10 protein-coding genes are annotated in these 18,398 nt (G+C 45.3%); 9 read left to right on the forward strand and 1 reads right to left on the reverse strand.

Features of this window, described 5'->3' with window-relative positions; translation table 11 throughout:
* The first annotated feature begins 268 nt into the window (after positions 1–268).
* Together AB0L18_RS24425 and AB0L18_RS24430 are read left to right on the forward strand one after the other, a co-directional pair.
* Complete coding sequence (locus AB0L18_RS24425) at positions 269–4,897, forward strand: proprotein convertase P-domain-containing protein (RefSeq protein ID WP_367389944.1); 4,629 nt, start codon at positions 269–271, stop codon at positions 4,895–4,897.
* 64 nt (positions 4,898–4,961) lie between these two features.
* Positions 4,962–6,038: a PorP/SprF family type IX secretion system membrane protein gene (locus AB0L18_RS24430; protein WP_367389945.1), complete on the forward strand. Its 1,077-nt coding sequence runs from the start codon at positions 4,962–4,964 to the stop codon at positions 6,036–6,038.
* Here AB0L18_RS24430 and AB0L18_RS24435 read toward each other — a convergent pair.
* Positions 6,035–7,279, reverse strand: a complete 1,245-nt coding sequence (locus AB0L18_RS24435) for an N-acetylmuramoyl-L-alanine amidase (RefSeq protein WP_367389946.1) — start codon at positions 7,277–7,279, stop codon at positions 6,035–6,037. The two genes, AB0L18_RS24430 and AB0L18_RS24435, sit on opposite strands and share 4 nt — an antisense overlap.
* A gap of 251 nt (positions 7,280–7,530) precedes the next feature.
* Here AB0L18_RS24435 and AB0L18_RS24440 point away from each other — a divergent pair, with 251 nt between their 5' ends.
* The 7 genes from AB0L18_RS24440 (at position 7,531) to AB0L18_RS24470 (ending at position 18,322) form a co-directional block, all read left to right on the forward strand.
* Positions 7,531–8,169, forward strand: coding sequence for a heme exporter protein CcmB (locus AB0L18_RS24440; RefSeq protein WP_367389947.1), 639 nt, complete (start codon positions 7,531–7,533; stop codon positions 8,167–8,169).
* 30 nt (positions 8,170–8,199) lie between these two features.
* Positions 8,200–9,291, forward strand: a complete 1,092-nt coding sequence (ccsA, locus tag AB0L18_RS24445) for a cytochrome c biogenesis protein CcsA (protein WP_367389948.1) — start codon at positions 8,200–8,202, stop codon at positions 9,289–9,291.
* Between the two features lie 84 nt (positions 9,292–9,375).
* Positions 9,376–9,594: a CcmD family protein gene (locus tag AB0L18_RS24450; protein ID WP_367389949.1), complete on the forward strand. Its 219-nt coding sequence runs from the start codon at positions 9,376–9,378 to the stop codon at positions 9,592–9,594.
* The gene (locus tag AB0L18_RS24455) at positions 9,587–11,014 is read left to right on the forward strand and encodes a Glu/Leu/Phe/Val dehydrogenase (protein ID WP_367389950.1); all 1,428 of its coding nucleotides are present in this window, start codon (positions 9,587–9,589) and stop codon (positions 11,012–11,014) included. Before AB0L18_RS24450 ends, AB0L18_RS24455 begins: the two co-directional genes overlap by 8 nt.
* A gap of 224 nt (positions 11,015–11,238) precedes the next feature.
* Positions 11,239–11,712, forward strand: a complete 474-nt coding sequence (locus tag AB0L18_RS24460) for an Lrp/AsnC family transcriptional regulator (protein WP_367389951.1) — start codon at positions 11,239–11,241, stop codon at positions 11,710–11,712.
* Between the two features lie 224 nt (positions 11,713–11,936).
* Positions 11,937–17,117: a choice-of-anchor L domain-containing protein gene (locus tag AB0L18_RS24465; RefSeq protein ID WP_367389952.1), complete on the forward strand. Its 5,181-nt coding sequence runs from the start codon at positions 11,937–11,939 to the stop codon at positions 17,115–17,117.
* Between the two features lie 71 nt (positions 17,118–17,188).
* Positions 17,189–18,322 carry a class I SAM-dependent RNA methyltransferase gene (locus AB0L18_RS24470; protein ID WP_367389953.1) on the forward strand — a complete coding sequence of 378 codons (1,134 nt, stop codon included), beginning with the start codon at positions 17,189–17,191 and terminating at the stop codon, positions 18,320–18,322.
* Positions 18,323–18,398: the final 76 nt, after the last annotated feature.

The raw sequence follows: 18,398 nt of genomic DNA on the forward strand, positions 1-18,398 counted from the left end.
ACAGCGTAGTAATCGGAAATAAAAAAATACATTTGTCACCTGAGGATAGCGTATAAAACAAATGGGGGAATAATTAGGCTAATTAATCTGAGATGTTTACATTTGCTATGTACGTAGCAACTTTTCAAACTTCTCTTTACTGGATTCCCCGGTATTTATTTTGCCCTTCCCATGAACTGTACCCCAGTTCAATTTCCTGTATTTCTGACTGCACAGCAGCCAAGCTAGAGCTTTGTAACTCGTTAATTTGAAACAAAAAAGGTCATCCATGGGACAACTTTTACCCAGACACATCTGGACATTCCTGTTTTTTTTGGGAATCTGTTCTTTCAGTCTCTCTGCGCAGAGCTACCTAATGAACGGCAACCCTATCACCGATTGTCAAGGCTTTTTCCAGGACAGTGGAGGTGGTTCAGGTAGCTACGGCGTCAATGAAAACTTCACTACCGTTATTTGTAGTGATGGGACGGAGGGTACGCATATACAGCTAATATTTTCGAGTATCGATATTGGTGATGGAGAAACTATTACCTTTTACGATGCGAATAACCCTGATCCCAATTTTGCGTTCGACGGGGCCTTTCTCCTCGATCCTACTAATCCTTTCATCATTCAAGCTACTGCAGCCAATACCAGTGGTTGTATTACCGTCGTCTTCACCTCGGATGGAACAGATGAAGGAAATTCTGGCTGGAGCGCAGACATCAATTGTGTTGCCGCTTGCCAAATCATTCTGGCGGATTTGGTAAGTACCAATCCAATGGTTATGCCAGTTGATACAGGCTGGATAGATATTTGCCCTGGTGACCGAGTAGCTTTTACTGGCACGGGAATATATCCCCAAAACAACTTGGTCTATAATCATAGCAACCAGACCAGCACTTTCGAATGGGATTTCGGTAATGGTAATACGGCTATTGGCCCCAATGTTACCAACGTCTTTGATGAACCAGGTGGTTACATTGTGCAATTGGAGATCAGAGATCAATTTGGTTGTGAAAACACCAATTTCATTTCTCAGAGGATCAGGGTATCGCCCTACCCCACTTATCAGTTTGGTGGTGAACTTGACCCCACTATTTGTAGTGGTGATTCCATTCGTGTAACTTCTTCTATTGATGTGAACAGTAACTCCAATGTTACCGTTTTCCCCAATACCGGGACTTTTGCCCAGGCAGGTGTGCGTTCAGACACCCTTTTGCTACCGGATGGTAGTGGTGGTCAGTACCAGGAAAGCATCAGCTTTACGCAATTCCGCCCCGGAGCAACGTTGACAAACCCTTCAGATATCTGTTCGGTCACCCTCGACTTGGAACATTCTTACAGCGGAGACCTTGACATCGAACTCATTTGTCCAGACGGAACGTCTATTTTTATTTTGGACTTTCCATCAGGTTTAGGGTCGACCAATTTTGGAGAGCCTTTTGCTAGTAACCCTGTGGATGGGCAATCTAGTGATCTCACTCCGGGAATACCTTACACCTACACCTTTACAGAGACAGCCACCAATGGTACGCTGTCTCAATTTGATGGCATGGCGCCCAATTATACCTATACGACCGTGCCAAGTAACAATACAGGCAATACCTTCACCTATACGGATAGTTATTTCCCGGAAGGAGAATACCGACCCGAGGAAAGTTTCGCCAACTTCCTGGGTTGTCCACTAAATGGCGATTGGACCATTAGGGTTACCGACAATTTGGGGCTTGATAATGGCTGGTTGTTTGAGTGGAGTATCACTTTCAAAGATTACTTGTTTCCTGATGTTGAAACCTTTACACCTAACTTTGTCGATTATGGCTGGGAAACCAATCCTACTGTCATTAGTGCTACACAGGATAGTATTTTAGCGTCGCCAGTCAATGCAGGTGTTGCGGCTTACACATTTTTCGTATTGGATGATTTTGGCTGTTTGAACGATACTACGCTCAACTTCGAGGTACTTCCTCCTACTCACCCGGATTGTTATAATTGTAACCTAGAATTTGAAGCACAAGAAGATGTGGTATTGTGTGAAGGAGATGTAGCTAATCTCGACGTATCTCAGATTCCACCCATTGCTCAACCAATTACTTTTGAGCGGTTTCCACAGTATCCGGTTGGTTTTGCCAATCACCCTCCGGGAAATGCTTACCGAAGCCCTTTGAATGTAAATAGTATCAATCCACTGATAATTACCAACCCACTGGCGGATATTGAGTCGGTCTGTTTTAGTTTAAACACTGATTTTGCAGCGGATGTAAATGTCAGCCTGGAGGCCCCTGATGGTAGTGTCGTCCCACTTTCGATAGCGAATGGAGGTGGCTCGAATTTAGGTTTTGTAAATACTTGCTTCTCCCCTACTGCTTTGATGTCTATCAATGGCGGTTCGCCACCTTACACGGGTTCCTTTCAGCCAGAAGGCAACTGGAATTCACTCATCGGATCGCCGATCAATGGAGAATGGGAGTTGTTGATCACCGATGCTTTTGGACCACTACAGTTTGGGGAACTCCTTGAATGGTCGATTACTTTCAATAACGAAAACGAATATACCTATACTTGGACGCCAGCAGCGGGGCTTAGTTGCTCTGACTGTCCAACGCCTGTGGCATCTCCTACATCTAGTACACTTTACGAAGTTCTTATCGAAGACGAGTATGGTTGTAGCACAATTGATACGGTATTCGTTGGGGTTATTGAAGATGTTCCGGCACCGGTAGTCTCCTGTGAGGAACAAGGCGAGGACTTACTATTCAGTTGGCTCCCTATCCCGGGCGTAACACAATACGAATACAATGTCATTTTACCCAGTGGACCACAAGGCTGGATGGGGCCCACTACAGATTTAGGCTTACTGTTACAAAACCTCAACAATGGCGACGTGGTCACCATTGAAGTCCGTGCATATTTCAATGGTTCCAACAACAACTGTGTTGTCCCCATTGGCACTTCCACCTGTACTTCTACTTTCTGTGGTTTAGAAATATCCAATCCTGACTTGACTGGAGTAAGTTGCTTTGGTTTTTCCGATGGCCAAGCGGTGATAAATATTGATGCTGGAGAAGCTCCTTTCAATATCATTATTGATGGTGACAACTACACCAATACGACTATCAGCAACTTAGCGGCTGGTGACTATGACTACACGGTGACTGATGCACTTGGATGCGAGATCATCTCTACTTTTACGATCAGTACACCCGATAGTTTGTTTGCCGATGTAACACAAACATTTCAGAGTTGCGCTGGGCTTAACGATAGTGAAACGACGGTTGTTGCTGGCGGCGGTGGAGGAAGTTATACCTACGCCTGGAGCAACGGACAAAGTAACACCGTAGCAACGAATTTAGCGGTTGGTGCTTATGACGTAACCGTTACGGATAACCTTGGTTGCCAGGTTGTCGCTGCTACGACGGTGTCAGAATTAGCCCCCATTACCTTTAATTTTATTGCAGAACCACCTACTTGTAATGGATTTAGTGATGGTGGTGTAGGGATCAACCAAATCATGGGTGGTTTGGGAATGGCCGATACCGATTATACCTACGAATGGGAAGATGGTTCAAGCAGCTTGGTCCGGACGGGAGTACCTGGTGGTATTTTATACGCCGTTACGGTTACCGACGCGCAAGGTTGTTCTGGCTCACGGGAGCGCTTACTTCCTGATCCTGAACCTGTAGCTTTTGATTTTATGGTCGCAGAACCCAGCTGTAATGGCTATGACGATGGTTCGATTGTTGTTGTCAATCCCAGTAGTCCCAACGGCAATAATTTCACTTTCCAGTGGGGACCTGCCGCAGGGAACCTAACTACTGCGAATGTTGATAATATTACTACCGGTACTTACACAGTGACGGTAAGAGACGAGGAAGGTTGTGAAACTACTCAATCCGTAAATGTTGACCAACCTACTGGTTTATCCGTTTCATTTAGTATCAAAGACAACGAGTGCTTTGGATACAATGATGGCTCCATAAGCATCAATGTAACTGGCGGTATTCCAGGCTACAGCTACAGCTGGCCCAATGGTGCTACCCAACCTGCTTTATCTAATCTGATTGCGGGAGATTACCCTATTACCATTACTGACGCCAATGGTTGTGAAGTGATCCGTACAGCTACGGTTGATCAGCCCGTTGCACTGATAGCTACCATTGAAACCCAGGACGTAAGTTGCTACGGGGAGCGCGATGGCATGCTGACGATTAATACCGAAGGTGGTACCCCACCTTTCCGTTTCAGTCTTGACAATCAAAACTACATTGGTAGCAATGTTTTGATTGGTCTGTTCGGGGGTGACTATAGCATTTTCATCCGTGATGCCAATGGATGTCAGTTCGTCACCAACGCTACGGTGGTAGAACCCGCTGAATTCATGGTAGATGCTGGCCCTGATTTGACCATGATTTATGGAGACAGTGTTGAGTTAGCAGGAACGACAACAAATGCACAAGGAACAGTTGAGTTTGTATGGAATTCTCCTTATGAAGGAACTTTAAGCTGCAAAGAATGTCCCATGCCTTATGCTGATCCAGATTTCACCATTGATTATGAACTCTACGCCATTGATGAAAACGGTTGTGAGGATACTGATTTGATCCGTGTATTTGTTGACAAACCGAAACTGGCTGTGGTCCCTACGGGTTTCACGCCTAATGGTGACAGTGTCAATGACCTATTACTGGTTCACGGAAGACCGGGTACGCAAGTGCTTTTGTTCCAGGTTTTTGACCGTTGGGGCGAACTGCTCTACACGGGAGAAGATTTTCCTGTAAACGATCCGAATACGGGTTGGGACGGTACTTTCCGGGGCGAAATGCTCAACAGTGGGGTGTTTGTCTGGTCGCTTACGGTACTTCACGAAGACGGAACAGAAGAATTATTGAGAGGGCAAACCACCCTTATCCGCTAGGTCAACCTTGTCATTCTATCTATCCGCAGCAGTGAACTGCTGCCCGGGTTACAAAACTTTCAGCATGAAAATTAACTCTACCTTATATACGCTTCTTTTTATTTTAGGCTTAGGCTGTTTTATCCCCTCTGAACTGAGTGCTCAGGATCCTCATTTCAGCCAGTTCTATTCTTCTCCTTTGCAGATGAACCCCGCATTGACGGGCGTCTTTCCTGGGGAATATCGTTTTACAGCCAATTATCGGACACAGAATTATGCCGTGCTTGGCAACCAGGCCTATAAGAGTATTGCGGCTTCGTTTGAGAGTCGCCGTCCGGTAGGTCGCGATGATTATTACAGCGTGGGTGTTGCCGTGCTGCGCGACCAGGTAGGTGAATCTCAGTTTAGTCAATCCCGTGCAGTTCTTAGTGGTTCTTACCTCAAGCAGGTCGGTAGTGGGCGCTCAAGAGGCTCAGGTCAGTTCTTGATTGGTGGTGCTCAATTAGGTGTCGCACAGTGGTCCTACGATTGGAACGAGCTGTGGTTTTCAGAACAATTTGACGTAACTGACAATCGAAATCCTTTCATCAACTTTGCGGCTTCTAATGGGGAGGCACTTAGCGCGATGGAAACCGATATCTTCATGGAATTCAATGCGGGAGTCCTTTATTACAATGTTATTGACGAAGACAACAGCTTTTACCTGGGTGGTGCGATCCATCACCTTACCGAGCCTAATGTTTCTTTCCTTGATGACCAAAGCGAAAAGCTATACCGTCGCTGGGTAGGACAGGCGGGAGGGCAGATTAGCCTGACCAGAGAAGCCAGTCTATTGCCTGCGGTCGCTTTGATGGGGCAAGGCCCCTCTTTCCTGGGCATTGGCGGCTTGAACCTACGTTATAGCAACCGCGACTGGCGGGAGGTCGCCATCAGGGCAGGACTCTGGGGGCGCGTTGCTAAGCAAGGTGAAAGTGGCATGGGCTTAGACGCTATGGTTGTCAGTGCCATCTTGGAAGTTGAGCGCTGGCAATTTGGACTCAGCTACGATGTCACTGTTTCTGACCTTTCAAGTGCCAACAATTCTCGGGGAGCTTTCGAACTTTCCATGATTTATGTGCACCCAAGTAAGGAACGATTCAAGGTAATTTGCCCTAAATTTTAATCATCACCTTCATTCATCAATCCTTCCAGCATCCATTCTGCTAGCAGTTCGCGGTTGCGTTGGATAATGATGCGTTGTTGATCGGTGGTATTGCGAATATTAGCCAACTCGATATACACAGAAGTAGGCTTGCATTCCCGTAGCATGTGAAGATCGCGTGCCGTAACGGTGCCGTGGTATTCACCATTGGAACGATAACGGCGATATTTGGCCCGCATGATTCGCTGCATCTGTCGGGCCAAATCACGGCCACTTTCGCTGGAAGGATGATGATAGAAGAACAAGTCCGTACGTTGACTTTGGCTGCGAGAATCTACATGTATGACCACCACCTTTTGATCGGTTACACCTTGCAAACGATGTTTATCATAAAGTTCATTGATGATATCAGAACGCTGCGTTAATCGTACTTTTTGATTTGACGATTGCCGGATATCTCCCCAGATCACCTCGTCGGTATCACATTCGAGAAATTTATCATTACGAATACCATCATCAGGATCACGGTTAATCATATAGGCCGTAGCTCCATTGGCGATTAGATTACGGCAAAGTCGAAGTGCAACATCATAAGCGTACTCGTCTTCACAGAGACGATAATTTCCGCGCTGGCCAATGGCTCCGGGATCAGGCCCTCCGTGCCCACCTACCACATAAAAGACCTTTCCTCGTAGTTTTGTGCTGGCCAAAGGCGTGTAAGCATATTCTGGACCAAAAATCGGGAACAATCGCCGACCACCACTGCTTGAAATGCCATCATTCTCCGCGGTACTACCACTCCCCCCACTTACTTCTTCCGGATCGGTCGATACGGGGGATGCGATATTGATGGTTTCCTCTTCACAATTCAAAATATGGTGAGGGACAAGCAGTTTCAGGCTTTTGTCATAGCTTGAGGTCAGCAGCCCCAGATTGACCAAGGCCAGGTTATAATCACGAATTTTCACCGCCGTGTTCCAGTCGTTATTACCAATGGTAGAACGAATTGTGCGGCCATCGAAAGTATAGACTTGAATGGGTAGAAAATAGAGTCTACCCGCTCGTAATCCTGTATTCTTATCAATGCTGTTCAATTGGTAAAACTGATCAAAATTACAGCGATGCCCATCTAGCTGATATCGCCGCAACATACTGTAGGTACCATCACCAGCAAGTGCTTTGGTTTGAAAATAAGTAACTTCTGCCCAACTCATCCCCAGGCTGACAAGCAAGAAGATAGCAGTTAGAAAAAATGGACGCATTTTTTTAATAAATAGGTAGGTATTCATGTAATCTCTCAAAGTTGTCAGTAATTTGACGTAATAATGATCTGCAAATATACACCAGCCAAGGTATTAAATAGAAGTTGCGCGGAGAAACCTGTCATAGTGTTAGTAGTGCTGTAAACATTGCGATTTTTAGGTCATAAAACCAAGCATTTGGGGCTTACTAAGCCACTAGACAACAAGTGATTTATTACCTTTGTCGGCAGATGAATATGTTACAACAAACAATGCGCCTACTCTGGCGTGACTGGATTTTAGAATGGCGTACCCGATATGCCCTTAGTGGTATTGTGCTTTATGTACTCGCAACCATTGTGTTGGTTTACTCAGCATTGATTGATATTCAACCCAAGATTTGGAACGCCATCTTCTGGGTAATTATTCTTTTTGCCGCCATTAGTGCCATCGTCAAGAGTTTTGTCCAAGAGAGCCAAAGTCGTCAGTTGTATTACTATAATTTGGTGCATCCATTGGCATTGTTATTTGCAAAAATCATTTACAATACGACCCTACTCTTCCTCCTGAGTCTTTTAAGCTGGGCAGCATTAAGTTTACTCACCGGAAACCCGGTTAAGGAAACAGGATTATTTGTGCTGGCAATATTTCTTGGTAGCATGGGATTGTCTATTGCGTTTACTTTTGTTTCTGCCATTTCGGCCAAAGCACAAAATAGTGCGACACTAATGGCCATTTTGGGTTTCCCTGTGATCATCCCTATTTTACTTACCTTGGTGAAAATTGGAGCAAACGCGTTACGGCTGATCCGAGATACTTCTATTTCCAGTGATATCCTTATCTTGGTCGCGATCAATTTGGTATTGCTCAGTGTAGCCCTATTACTTTACCCTTTTCTTTGGCGAGATTAAACGTCATTTCGTCACAAACTTAAAGCCATTATGGAAAAACTCATCCGTCAATTTTGGTGGAAAGCACTAGGAGTTCTCATTCTGCTCTACGTTTTTGTTGTAGGACTACTGGTTCCTTTAAAGCCGGGCATCACGGTGGTGACGCCTTCTTCTGCGGTTACGGGTCAAGAGCTGATTTTGGACATAGAGGGGTACAATACCAATTTTGATAAAGCAGAGGATACCCTGCGCATGTGGTTAAAAATGGACAATGAGCGTAGCCTTGCGGCTAACCGTATCGAAATAAAAGGGCCTCGTCACGCTACCGTAGCATTTCTTATCCCCGACTATCTGCCAAGTACTCAGCGTGTTCAGGATTTCGCGCTCGTCATTGACAACCCAATTGATGGTGCAGCGGTAAGGCCCAACGCCGTATTGGTCACGCAAGACTCGATTGATCCCGACCAGGGAAATCAGCTGTGGATAAACGAACCAATGAATGCCTTACACGAGCAGAAAGGTATTACGTTTCCCTTTCGAAACATTTTAGGAGAAACCATTCGCAATACTTATTTCCATGTGTCCTTATGGCTGGCGATGATGATTATTTTCATTGCAGCTATGGTGTACAGTATCAAATATCTTCGCCGATTAGAAAGCCGTTATGACTACTGGGCTTCGGCGCTGACGAGTGTAGGCCTACTTTTAGGTGGCTTAGGCTTACTTACGGGGGCTATTTGGGCCGAATACACCTGGGGGAAATTCTGGAGTTGGGACATTAAACAGTTTACAACGCTGATTGCCCTACTCATATACATGGCGTACTTTGTTTTACGAAGTGCCTTCCCCGACGAGGCCCAACGTGCGCGGATTTCAGCAGTATATAACATCTTTGCTTTCATTGCTTTAATTCCGTTGATTTACGTCCTGCCTCGCCTTACAGACAGCCTTCACCCCGGCAACGGTGGCAATCCGGCCTTAGGAGGAGAAGACCTTGACAATACCATGCGGATGGTTTTTTACCCCGCTGTAATTGGCTGGACACTTATCAGTTGCTGGATCGCCAGTTTACTCTATCGGGCCTCTCGCTTGGAAGAATATATTTGGGACAAATGGGACGAAGGTGACACTATCGAAAAATAGTTCAGCCAAACAAACAAAAGAAAGCCTTTAAAAAGTGGCCGTTTTCTAAAAAATATCGACTTTAGCCGCGCAAAATAATCCATTATGAAAGCTGCAAACTGGATCCTTACTGCATTCCTCGTATTTTCTTGCCTCACCACGGGTGCTGCTCAGACTGGTTCAACCGACTTTATGCGTAGCATGGGAAAAATGTACGTCGTAGTAGCGGTGATTGTAGCCGTATTTATTGGGCTTATTTTGTTCTTGGTCGTGCTCGACCGAAGACTAACCAAAATTGAAAATCAAATTAATGACCATGGCTAATAACCAGCCGGACGTATTTTACGAAAGTGTACAAAAGTACTTTGACAATGCAGCCATCCATACGGGTCTACCCGATGGTTTACTGTCGCAGATTAAAGCGTGTAATGCTGTTTACCGAATTCATTTCCCGGTAAAATTCGGAAATGAGGTAAAGGTAATCGAAGCTTACCGTGTGCAGCATAGTCATCACCGTAGTCCAACCAAAGGAGGTATCCGTTACAGTAATCACGTCAACCAGGAAGAAGTAATGGCCCTGGCGACCTTGATGACTTACAAATGTGCTATTGTTGACGTACCTTTTGGTGGCGCCAAAGGCGGGGTAAAAATCAACCCTTGGGAATACACCCCCGGGCAATTGGAAAAAATTACTCGCCGCTATACCACGGAATTGATTCGCCGTAACTTCATTGGCCCAGCCATTGATGTACCAGCGCCTGATTATGGAACGGGACCAAGGGAAATGTCGTGGATTTACGATACTTACCGTTCTTTTCACAGCGGCGACATTGATGCTGCGGGCTGTGTGACGGGAAAACCTGTTACCCAAAACGGTATTAGAGGTCGTACGGAAGCTACCGGACGGGGCGTATACTACGGTATTCGCGAAGCTTGTTCTGTTTCTGAAGACATGAAAAAACTGGGCCTTACTACTGGTACCGAAGGAAAAACGATGGTCGTTCAAGGCCTTGGTAATGTAGGCTCCTACACCGCCATGATCTCACAGGATGAAGGTGGTATCTCTATTGTAGGTGTTTCGGAAGTTGAAGGTGCTATTTACAAGAAGGACGGCATCGATATTCATGACTTGTTGAAGTTCCGCGCCGAAAACGGATCTATTCTCAACTATCCAGGTGCGAAATCGTTCCCGAAAGAACGTCGCCGGGAAGTGATGGAATTTGAATGTGATATTCTCGTTCCAGCAGCACTAGAGAACCAGATCGATAAAGAAAACGCAAAGCGGATCAAAGCCAAAATTATTGCGGAAGCGGCAAATGGTCCAGTAACAGCCGAAGCTCAAAAAATTATGGTTGAAGCAGGTAAAATGATTTTACCTGATCTTTACCTTAATGCAGGTGGTGTTACGGTTTCATATTTCGAATGGTTGAAGAACCTATCGCACATGCGTTTTGGTAGAATGGACAAGCGATTTAACCAGCAAACTTACAGCAACATCATCAATGTTGTAGAAGAACTTACTGGCAAGTCCGTCAATGATGCCCAGCGTGCGATGATTGCCCGTGGGGCCGATGAGATTGATCTCGTTCGCAGTGGTCTGGAAGAAACCATGATTGTTGCGTATCACCAAATTCGTGAAATCCAAAAGCGCAAGCGTAGTATCAAAGATTTACGTACAGCAGCTTTTGTCAATGCGATCAATAAAATAGCCAGCGATTATACCTCTTTTGGCATCTGGCCATAAGATAATAAAGGTATTTTTCCTGCGTTTAGTTACCCGTTGGTAGAGAAAGTCTCCGCCAACGGGTTTCTTTTTATATCAAGGTTTTACCGAATTTTATTAAAGTCTACCCCTCTAAATAAGATTGGAAATAAAATTTTGATAGGCTTTTTCTCAAAATGATTGTAATTTATTTCAAAGCTAACTATCTTAGCTTTTTCTTTTGATAATCGAATAATAAACTTGTGATGGCAGATAAACTGGATAAAATTGATCTCAAAATTTTGAAGATCCTCCAGGAGAACAGTAAAATAACCAACCTAGACCTCTCCAAAAAAATTGGCCTCTCGCCTGCACCTACCCTTGAGCGTGTCAAGAAGCTGGAACAGAGTGAGATTATCCAAAGCTACCATGCCCAGGTAAACCCTCAGTCTATTGGGTTGAATGTCAAGACATTTGTGCTGGTATCCTTGGCTTGGCAAAAAGAAAACGCCCTTAATCATTTCCTCGAAAAGATTAAAGGAATTGAAGAGATTGTGGAGTGTTACATCATTACCGGTGATGCTGATTTCCTCATCAAAATTGTTTGTCAGGATATTCCTACCTACGAGAAATTACTTTTCAAAACACTTTCTCAGATTGAAGAAATTGAGCGTCTAAAAACACTCATGACCCTTTCTTCGGTTAAAGACAGTAAAGTACTTCCGTTTAAGTACGAGTAACTGCCTTCTTTGCAGCCCAATAGCAGTGCCCTTATTTGCACTGCTATTGGATACCTCCCCCCCATTGTACTTGTCCCTGTATTGAAAAAATCGGCCTCAATGGTCGAATTCCTACCGTTACTATTTAGTGTGCTTCCCGTCAAATCTAGTATCTTTGGACTACCCTTATCCAAGGACTTTGCTTGCATTTTTTGAATAGTTTTTATCAGGAACACAACTTCAACATGAACAAACTCCTAACTCAAAGGATGGTATTTATACTTCCTTTGGTGCTACTCCTTTGGGGTCCGAACAACCGAGTGCAGGCACAATCGGATACAATCTCGGCAGTAAGTAACACGGATGGTGAATACTTAATCAGAGAAATTTTCCTGGGAGGAGGAGAATGTTTCGAAGTATCTAATATTCAACTTCGAGGTGAGGTAGGTCAAGCAGGCGTTTTCACCAATGGTGCTGCCTCCATCGGCTTTGCAGAAGGGATCATCCTTTCTAATGGCAATGTGGAAGAAATTATGGGGCCTAACCTTGGATATACTCTTGGTGATGCCAACACCCTTTCCACTGGTTATGGTGTTACCAATACTGATCCAGATCTAGCCACCCTATCCATGCTGGAAGGCGACAACAATTCTAATTTTTTCGACCCTGTAGTTCTTGAATTTGACTTTGTTCCTACCCTAGATAGCATCTCTTTTGAGTTTGTTTTTGCTTCTGAAGAATATTGCCAGTTTTCACTTAGCTCCTTCATTGATTTATTTGGCTTTTTTATCGACGGGCCTGGAATCACAGGCCCTTTCACGAATAATGGGATCAATATTGCTATTGTTCCGGGTACTAACCAAGCAATAACAGCTAGAAGTATTAGCCCTTTTTTCAACAACACCTTCTATCGCAACAATATACCTCCCGGACAAGTAGGTTGTAGCCTCAACCAACCCGCACCGGCCTCTGATTTTAATGCCTTTGATGGGTTTACCGTCCCTTTGGTTGCTTCGGCAAGGGTCATTCCTTGTGAGACCTATCACATTAAATTGGTGGTGAGTGATCGTGGCTTTGACGATCAACTTGATGCGGCCGTTTTCCTGAAAGCCAACAGTTTTGCAGCAGGACTTACTTCACGTATTGCTAGTCAGGTGACAGGGCCAAGCCAGACCAATGACACTTCTTATGAAGGGTGTGGCTCTACTTCCATAATTTTTACTCGAGGAGATTCAGTGCTCACCAATGATCTTACCGTCTTTTATAGCCTCCTACCGGGCAGCACCGCTACTCCTGGTGTAGATTTTACCGCACTCCCCGATTCTGTTGTTATTCCGGCTGGCGTCTTTGCTGATACGGTGGTCATTGATTTCTTTGCTGACGCAATTATTGAAGGTCCGGAGAGTTTTACGATAAAACTTAGAAATCCTTGTGATTGTAGTGAATCCGAACTCACCATCACCATCCTGGAGACAACGCCTCTTACGGGTAGCATAATGGGCCCTAATACGGTCTGTGCCGGTGATGGATTGGAGTTGGTCGCAGTCCCCAGTGGAGGTACTGGAGAGATTTTCTATGAATGGTCTAATGGAGATCAGGATTCTATCTTTAACGGTATTCCCCTTACTGATGACACCATCCGCCTAGTGATCACCGACGAGTGTGGTACTACCCAAATTTTAGAACATATTGTCCATGCGCAATCTCCTCAGGGTATGCTAGATGGAGACTTTGTCCTATGCGATGGTCGCCCTGATGTTTCGCTTCCGATCACCTTGACGGACGGCACCAATTTTTCCTTCGATTTGCTGGATAATGGTTCACCCACCACTTATACAAATATACCCGGTGGTGTTTTCCAAATCCCCATTACCAATACTGGCGTTTACCAACTGGCTAACCTCAGTGCCGATGGTTGTAACGGAACGACAGAAGGCGAAGCGCAGGTACTCGTTGTTGATATTACTACGACCGCCCAAATTGACACCATCGACTGCTTTGGTGCGGCAAATGGGACCATAGCGGTTGCCCCTACTGGTGGAACTGGCGTTTACAATTATATATGGAGCCATCAGGCTGGATTAAATACGGCGATAGTTGACAATTTAGATGTTGGCACTTACAATATTTTCATCAACGATAGCAATGGTTGTTTAGACACCCTGTCCGTCACGCTCAGTCAACCTCCCCTACTAGAAATTGCTATTGATACCCTCAACCTCTTGGCTGACTGCCAGACCTTAGGTAGTCTCCAAGGCCAGGCCAGCGGTGGTGTTGCCCCCTATACTTTTAGCTGGTCCGATGGCAGTATGAATGCGCTCAATGATAATTTGTCAAGTGGCACCTATACCCTTAGTGTAACGGATGCTAACAATTGTTTAAGCACCCAATCCACCACCATCGTTGGCGACAGCTTACTACCAGCAGTAATCATCTCTGCACTGGATTCTTTAGATTGTGGCACTACCAGCATTATTCTTGATGCCAGTAACTCTAGCCAGAATGGGAATTACACCTATCAATGGACGGATGCTGCGAACAATGTGATCCCGGCGCCCGATCCTTTTATGCTAAATGTCAGTACACCTGACACTTACACTTTAAGTATTTTAGACAACGATAATAACTGTTCAGCTTCCAACAGTATCCAAGTTGATGTTTATCCCTCATCATTGGCTCCGGTCATTAGTGGACCGAACAGCCTCAACTGTACCCAAGATACCATCCAATTAGGCATTGCCAATCCTGATCCAGACTGGACGCTGAGCTGGGAAGATCTTAATGGTGTTGCTTTGGCTGGCAATGTCACCACTCTAGATGTTTTTACTCCAGCTATGTATATACTGGTTGCTTCCCAAAATGGCACAACCTGTACGGGTAGAGATACCATCACCATCACAGGAGATTTTGTCGCGCCGGAGCTTATGCTTGTCAATCTACCCGATACCCTGGATTGTGACCAAAATCAAGTGAGTATAGATGCTAACATCTTGAGTGGATCTGGCAGCTATAGTTATCAATGGTCAGGCCCCAACGGAGGAATTGTGGGCAGTACCCAAACTGAAGATATAATAGTTGAGGAACCTGGCGACTATCAGCTCATCATTGAGGATCTTAGCAACGGCTGCACCGATACCTTAATGAGTACTGTTCTGGAAGATTTATCCTCACTGACCATCGCCCCCATACCAGATACGTTATTAAACTGTTTCTTCCCGATGATCAACCTGACAGCCACTAGTCCTAATACTGGCAACCTCAGTTTTAGTTGGGAGAATCCCCTGGGAGTGATCATTAGTAACTCCGCTACCGCACAAATCAGCACCCCTGGTACTTATCAAGTCTTACTTTCCGATGCCGACAATGGATGTTCACAAATGGCTCAAGTGCAAGTAGCTATTGACACCATCGCCCCGAGTGTAACGCCCAATTTGCCTGGGGATCTTGATTGCCTTAATGATACGATAATCTTAAGCACCCTCCCCGGGTTGGCGCATTACACCCCTATTTGGAGAAATGCGATGGGAGATATTTTACCAAGCACTAGCTGGGAACAAGCTGTTGGTCAGGCGGGTGGATATTCCCTTACCATTAGAGATCAATTGAACGGTTGCCGCAGTACTATTCTTTTTGATGTAGGTATCGATACTATTCCACCCGTGATTGATTTCTTACCGGTTGATACCTTGACCTGTAGTGTTGATACTACGGTATTGATTGCTGTCATAAGCAATGGTTCTGGCAACTACGATTACCTGTGGACCAGCCAGCCCGGTGCTATTGTAAGCCCAACTGACTTGAGTAGTATTGAAGCGGTATCGGCGGCAGTTTATACCTTAATCGTTACCGACCAACGCAACCATTGTACCGACACTTTAAGTATTGATGTCATAGAAGACAAACAACTCCCTGAATTGCCCCTTTTAAACGATACTATCATCAACTGTTACGCACCTTCTGTTACGCTAATGGGTAGCAGTCCTTCCATGGTAAACCTCGCTTATAACTGGCAAGATGAGAATGAGCTCGTGTTGGGTAACACCCCGGATCTTTTCGTTGATCAGGCAGGAAATTATACCCTGCAAATAACCAATACAGACAATGACTGTACCGATGAAATCAGTATCGAAGTAAGTGATGACTTTTTGGCACCAATGGCCAACGCTGGAGAGGATTTAACGATAGGATGCTTTGCGACAACAGCTACTTTACAGGGAGAGGAAGGCCCTACCAACTGGGTACCCAGCTGGATAGCTCCCGATGGTAGCATCCTGAGTACCGGCAACTGGCAATTGACGACTGGCCTCATTGGCAATTTCCAACTTAATGTCATCGACACCCTTAATGGTTGTGTTGCAAATGACCAAGCAAATATCGCACTTGATCAGGATGCCCCTATTGCTGAAGCTGGCCCCAGTACAACAATTCTGGATTGTTTTTCCGGTACTGCCCTCATTGATTTGAGCAATTCCAGCCAGGGAAATAATATCATTTATACCATTGTTGATGCTGGCGGAACCACGGTAGTAGAAAGTACCCTTCCCAGTTTTTCTACCAGTATCCCTGGCAACTATTCTCTCATCGTCACCAATACAGATAATGATTGCCAATCTACGGATGCCTTTAGCATTGTCATGGAAGAGCCAAGCATTGATGCGCTGATTACCAACAACATTGCTTGTAATGAAGAAACGGGCAGTATCATTTTTGACGTGGTAAGCAGTGGTAGTCCGCCCTATTTGTACAGTATAGATGGCGGGGATACTTTTGTCAGTGAACCCGTCTTCTCTAATCTACCTACTGGCACTTACGACCTTGTAGTCCAGGACCTCAATGGTTGCGAAGCACAAAGTGTGACCAGCATCAGTCAGGCACCAGGAATCGACATGGTATTGGAAGAGCAAGTGGAATTAAAGCTAGGCGATCAGTATACCCTGAAACCGCTTTTCAATCAACCCAATAACCAGATCGCCAGCATACAATGGAGCAGTGACCCACAATTGAGCTGTACGGATTGCCTAAACCCTATTTTCACCGCAACGCAAACGACTTTTCTTGAAGTAGTAGTCACTGATCTTAACGGCTGTACCTCCACGGCGAGGATACTTCTACTGGTGGATGAATCCGTACCCGTTTTTGTGCCCAATGTGTTTTCACCAACCAACCAAGATGGTACTAATGACCGCTTTACCATTTATGGTGACCCACAACAAATCATCACTATATTATCCTTAAACATCTTTGATCGTTGGGGTAATCAAATTTTCGTTAACGAGAATTTTCAGGTCAACGATCCTTCTCAAGGTTGGGATGGAAAAGTACGGGGCCAAGCCCTTAACAAAGCCGTTTTTGTATACTGGGCAGAACTTTTACTCCAAAACGGAGAAAGGACAATTATCAAGGGAGATGTCTTCCTAATGAATTAAAGATGACTCAGTAAGTCAAGAAAATCCCGTAGAATGCTCGTTTTTGGCAAATTTCTCAGCACCTTTGCGGGATGGAAATGTTGGTAAAAACACTGGCGGGCCTGGAAGAGGTTCTTGCGGAAGAACTTCGGGCCTTAGGCGCAAAGAATATCACGGTACTTAATCGGGCCGTCAATTGTGAAGGAGATCAGGCACTGCTCTACCGAGCCAACCTGTGGTTGCGCTGTGGCGTACGTATATTAATTCCGATTAAGCAATTCCACGTTCCCAATGAACAGGGGCTTTATGATGCCCTACGGGAAATCGATTGGTCGAAATACCTGCAACTGCACCAGACCTTTGCCATCCAGGCCGTCACGCAGTCGAACAGGATGACTCACAGCCAGTATTTGGCGCTAAAAACCAAAGACGCCATTGCCGATTGGTTTCGAGATAAAACAGGGAAACGCCCAAGTGTAAATCCCAAATCACCTGATATTCGTTTCAATCTTCATCTCGACAATCGCGAAGAAGCTACCCTTTCGTTGGACAGCTCTGGTGATGGCTTGCACCGGCGTGGTTACCGTACCGATGGAGGCGCCGCGCCGCTTAATGAGGTATTGGCAGCCGGAATGGTACAGCTTTCTGGTTGGCAAGCTGACCAGCCTTTTGTTGATATGATGTGCGGATCAGGAACCATTCTTATTGAAGCGGCCATGGTAGCGGCACGCCAGGCTCCGGGTATGTATCGGGATTTTGCCTTCCAAAACTGGCAGGATTTTTCCCCCGGCATTTGGAAAGAAATCAAAGCAGAAGCACGCGCACAACGCCGTCCTTACGATATCCCTATCCTTGGTTGTGACAAGGATTTCAAAGCTATTCGTATTGCTGAAAACAATATCAATGCGGCCAATCTGGGTAATTACGTAAGGGTAAAACGTAGTAGTTTCCAAAAGTTCCTCCCTCCTGAAGGTCCGGGCACGGTGGTGACTAACCCTCCTTACGGCCTCAGAATTGATCCTGAAGACATCAATGGCCTTTACCAGGAGATCGGTGACAAACTCAAGACCGATTTCACGGGGTACCAAGCATGGATACTTTCTGGCAATTTGGATGCCATAAAAAGTGTCGGACTTCGACCTTCTCGTAAGATTCATTTGTTGAATAGCCAGATTCCATGTAAATTCCACAAATTCGAATTGTACGCCGGGTCGAAGAAAGTCTAGTGGATAAATCAGGATAGAACACTGATCGAACGGATGAAACGGATTGACACTGCTTTTCTTCGCATAAATCAGAAAA

Source organism: Lewinella sp. LCG006, assembly GCF_040784935.1.
Taxonomy (GTDB): Bacteria; Bacteroidota; Bacteroidia; order Chitinophagales; family Saprospiraceae; genus Lewinella.

Coding starts and splice junctions, on each gene's coding strand:
- AB0L18_RS24460 (WP_367389951.1), top strand. CDS start 11,239: ATGGCAGATAAACTGGATAAAATTGATCTCAAAATTTTGAAGATCCTC.
- AB0L18_RS24455 (WP_367389950.1), top strand. CDS start 9,587: ATGGCTAATAACCAGCCGGACGTATTTTACGAAAGTGTACAAAAGTAC.
- AB0L18_RS24435 (WP_367389946.1), bottom strand. CDS start 7,279: ATGCGTCCATTTTTTCTAACTGCTATCTTCTTGCTTGTCAGCCTGGGG.
- AB0L18_RS24430 (WP_367389945.1), top strand. CDS start 4,962: ATGAAAATTAACTCTACCTTATATACGCTTCTTTTTATTTTAGGCTTA.
- AB0L18_RS24440 (WP_367389947.1), top strand. CDS start 7,531: ATGCGCCTACTCTGGCGTGACTGGATTTTAGAATGGCGTACCCGATAT.
- AB0L18_RS24465 (WP_367389952.1), top strand. CDS start 11,937: ATGAACAAACTCCTAACTCAAAGGATGGTATTTATACTTCCTTTGGTG.
- AB0L18_RS24450 (WP_367389949.1), top strand. CDS start 9,376: ATGAAAGCTGCAAACTGGATCCTTACTGCATTCCTCGTATTTTCTTGC.
- AB0L18_RS24470 (WP_367389953.1), top strand. CDS start 17,189: ATGGAAATGTTGGTAAAAACACTGGCGGGCCTGGAAGAGGTTCTTGCG.
- ccsA (WP_367389948.1), top strand. CDS start 8,200: ATGGAAAAACTCATCCGTCAATTTTGGTGGAAAGCACTAGGAGTTCTC.
- AB0L18_RS24425 (WP_367389944.1), top strand. CDS start 269: ATGGGACAACTTTTACCCAGACACATCTGGACATTCCTGTTTTTTTTG.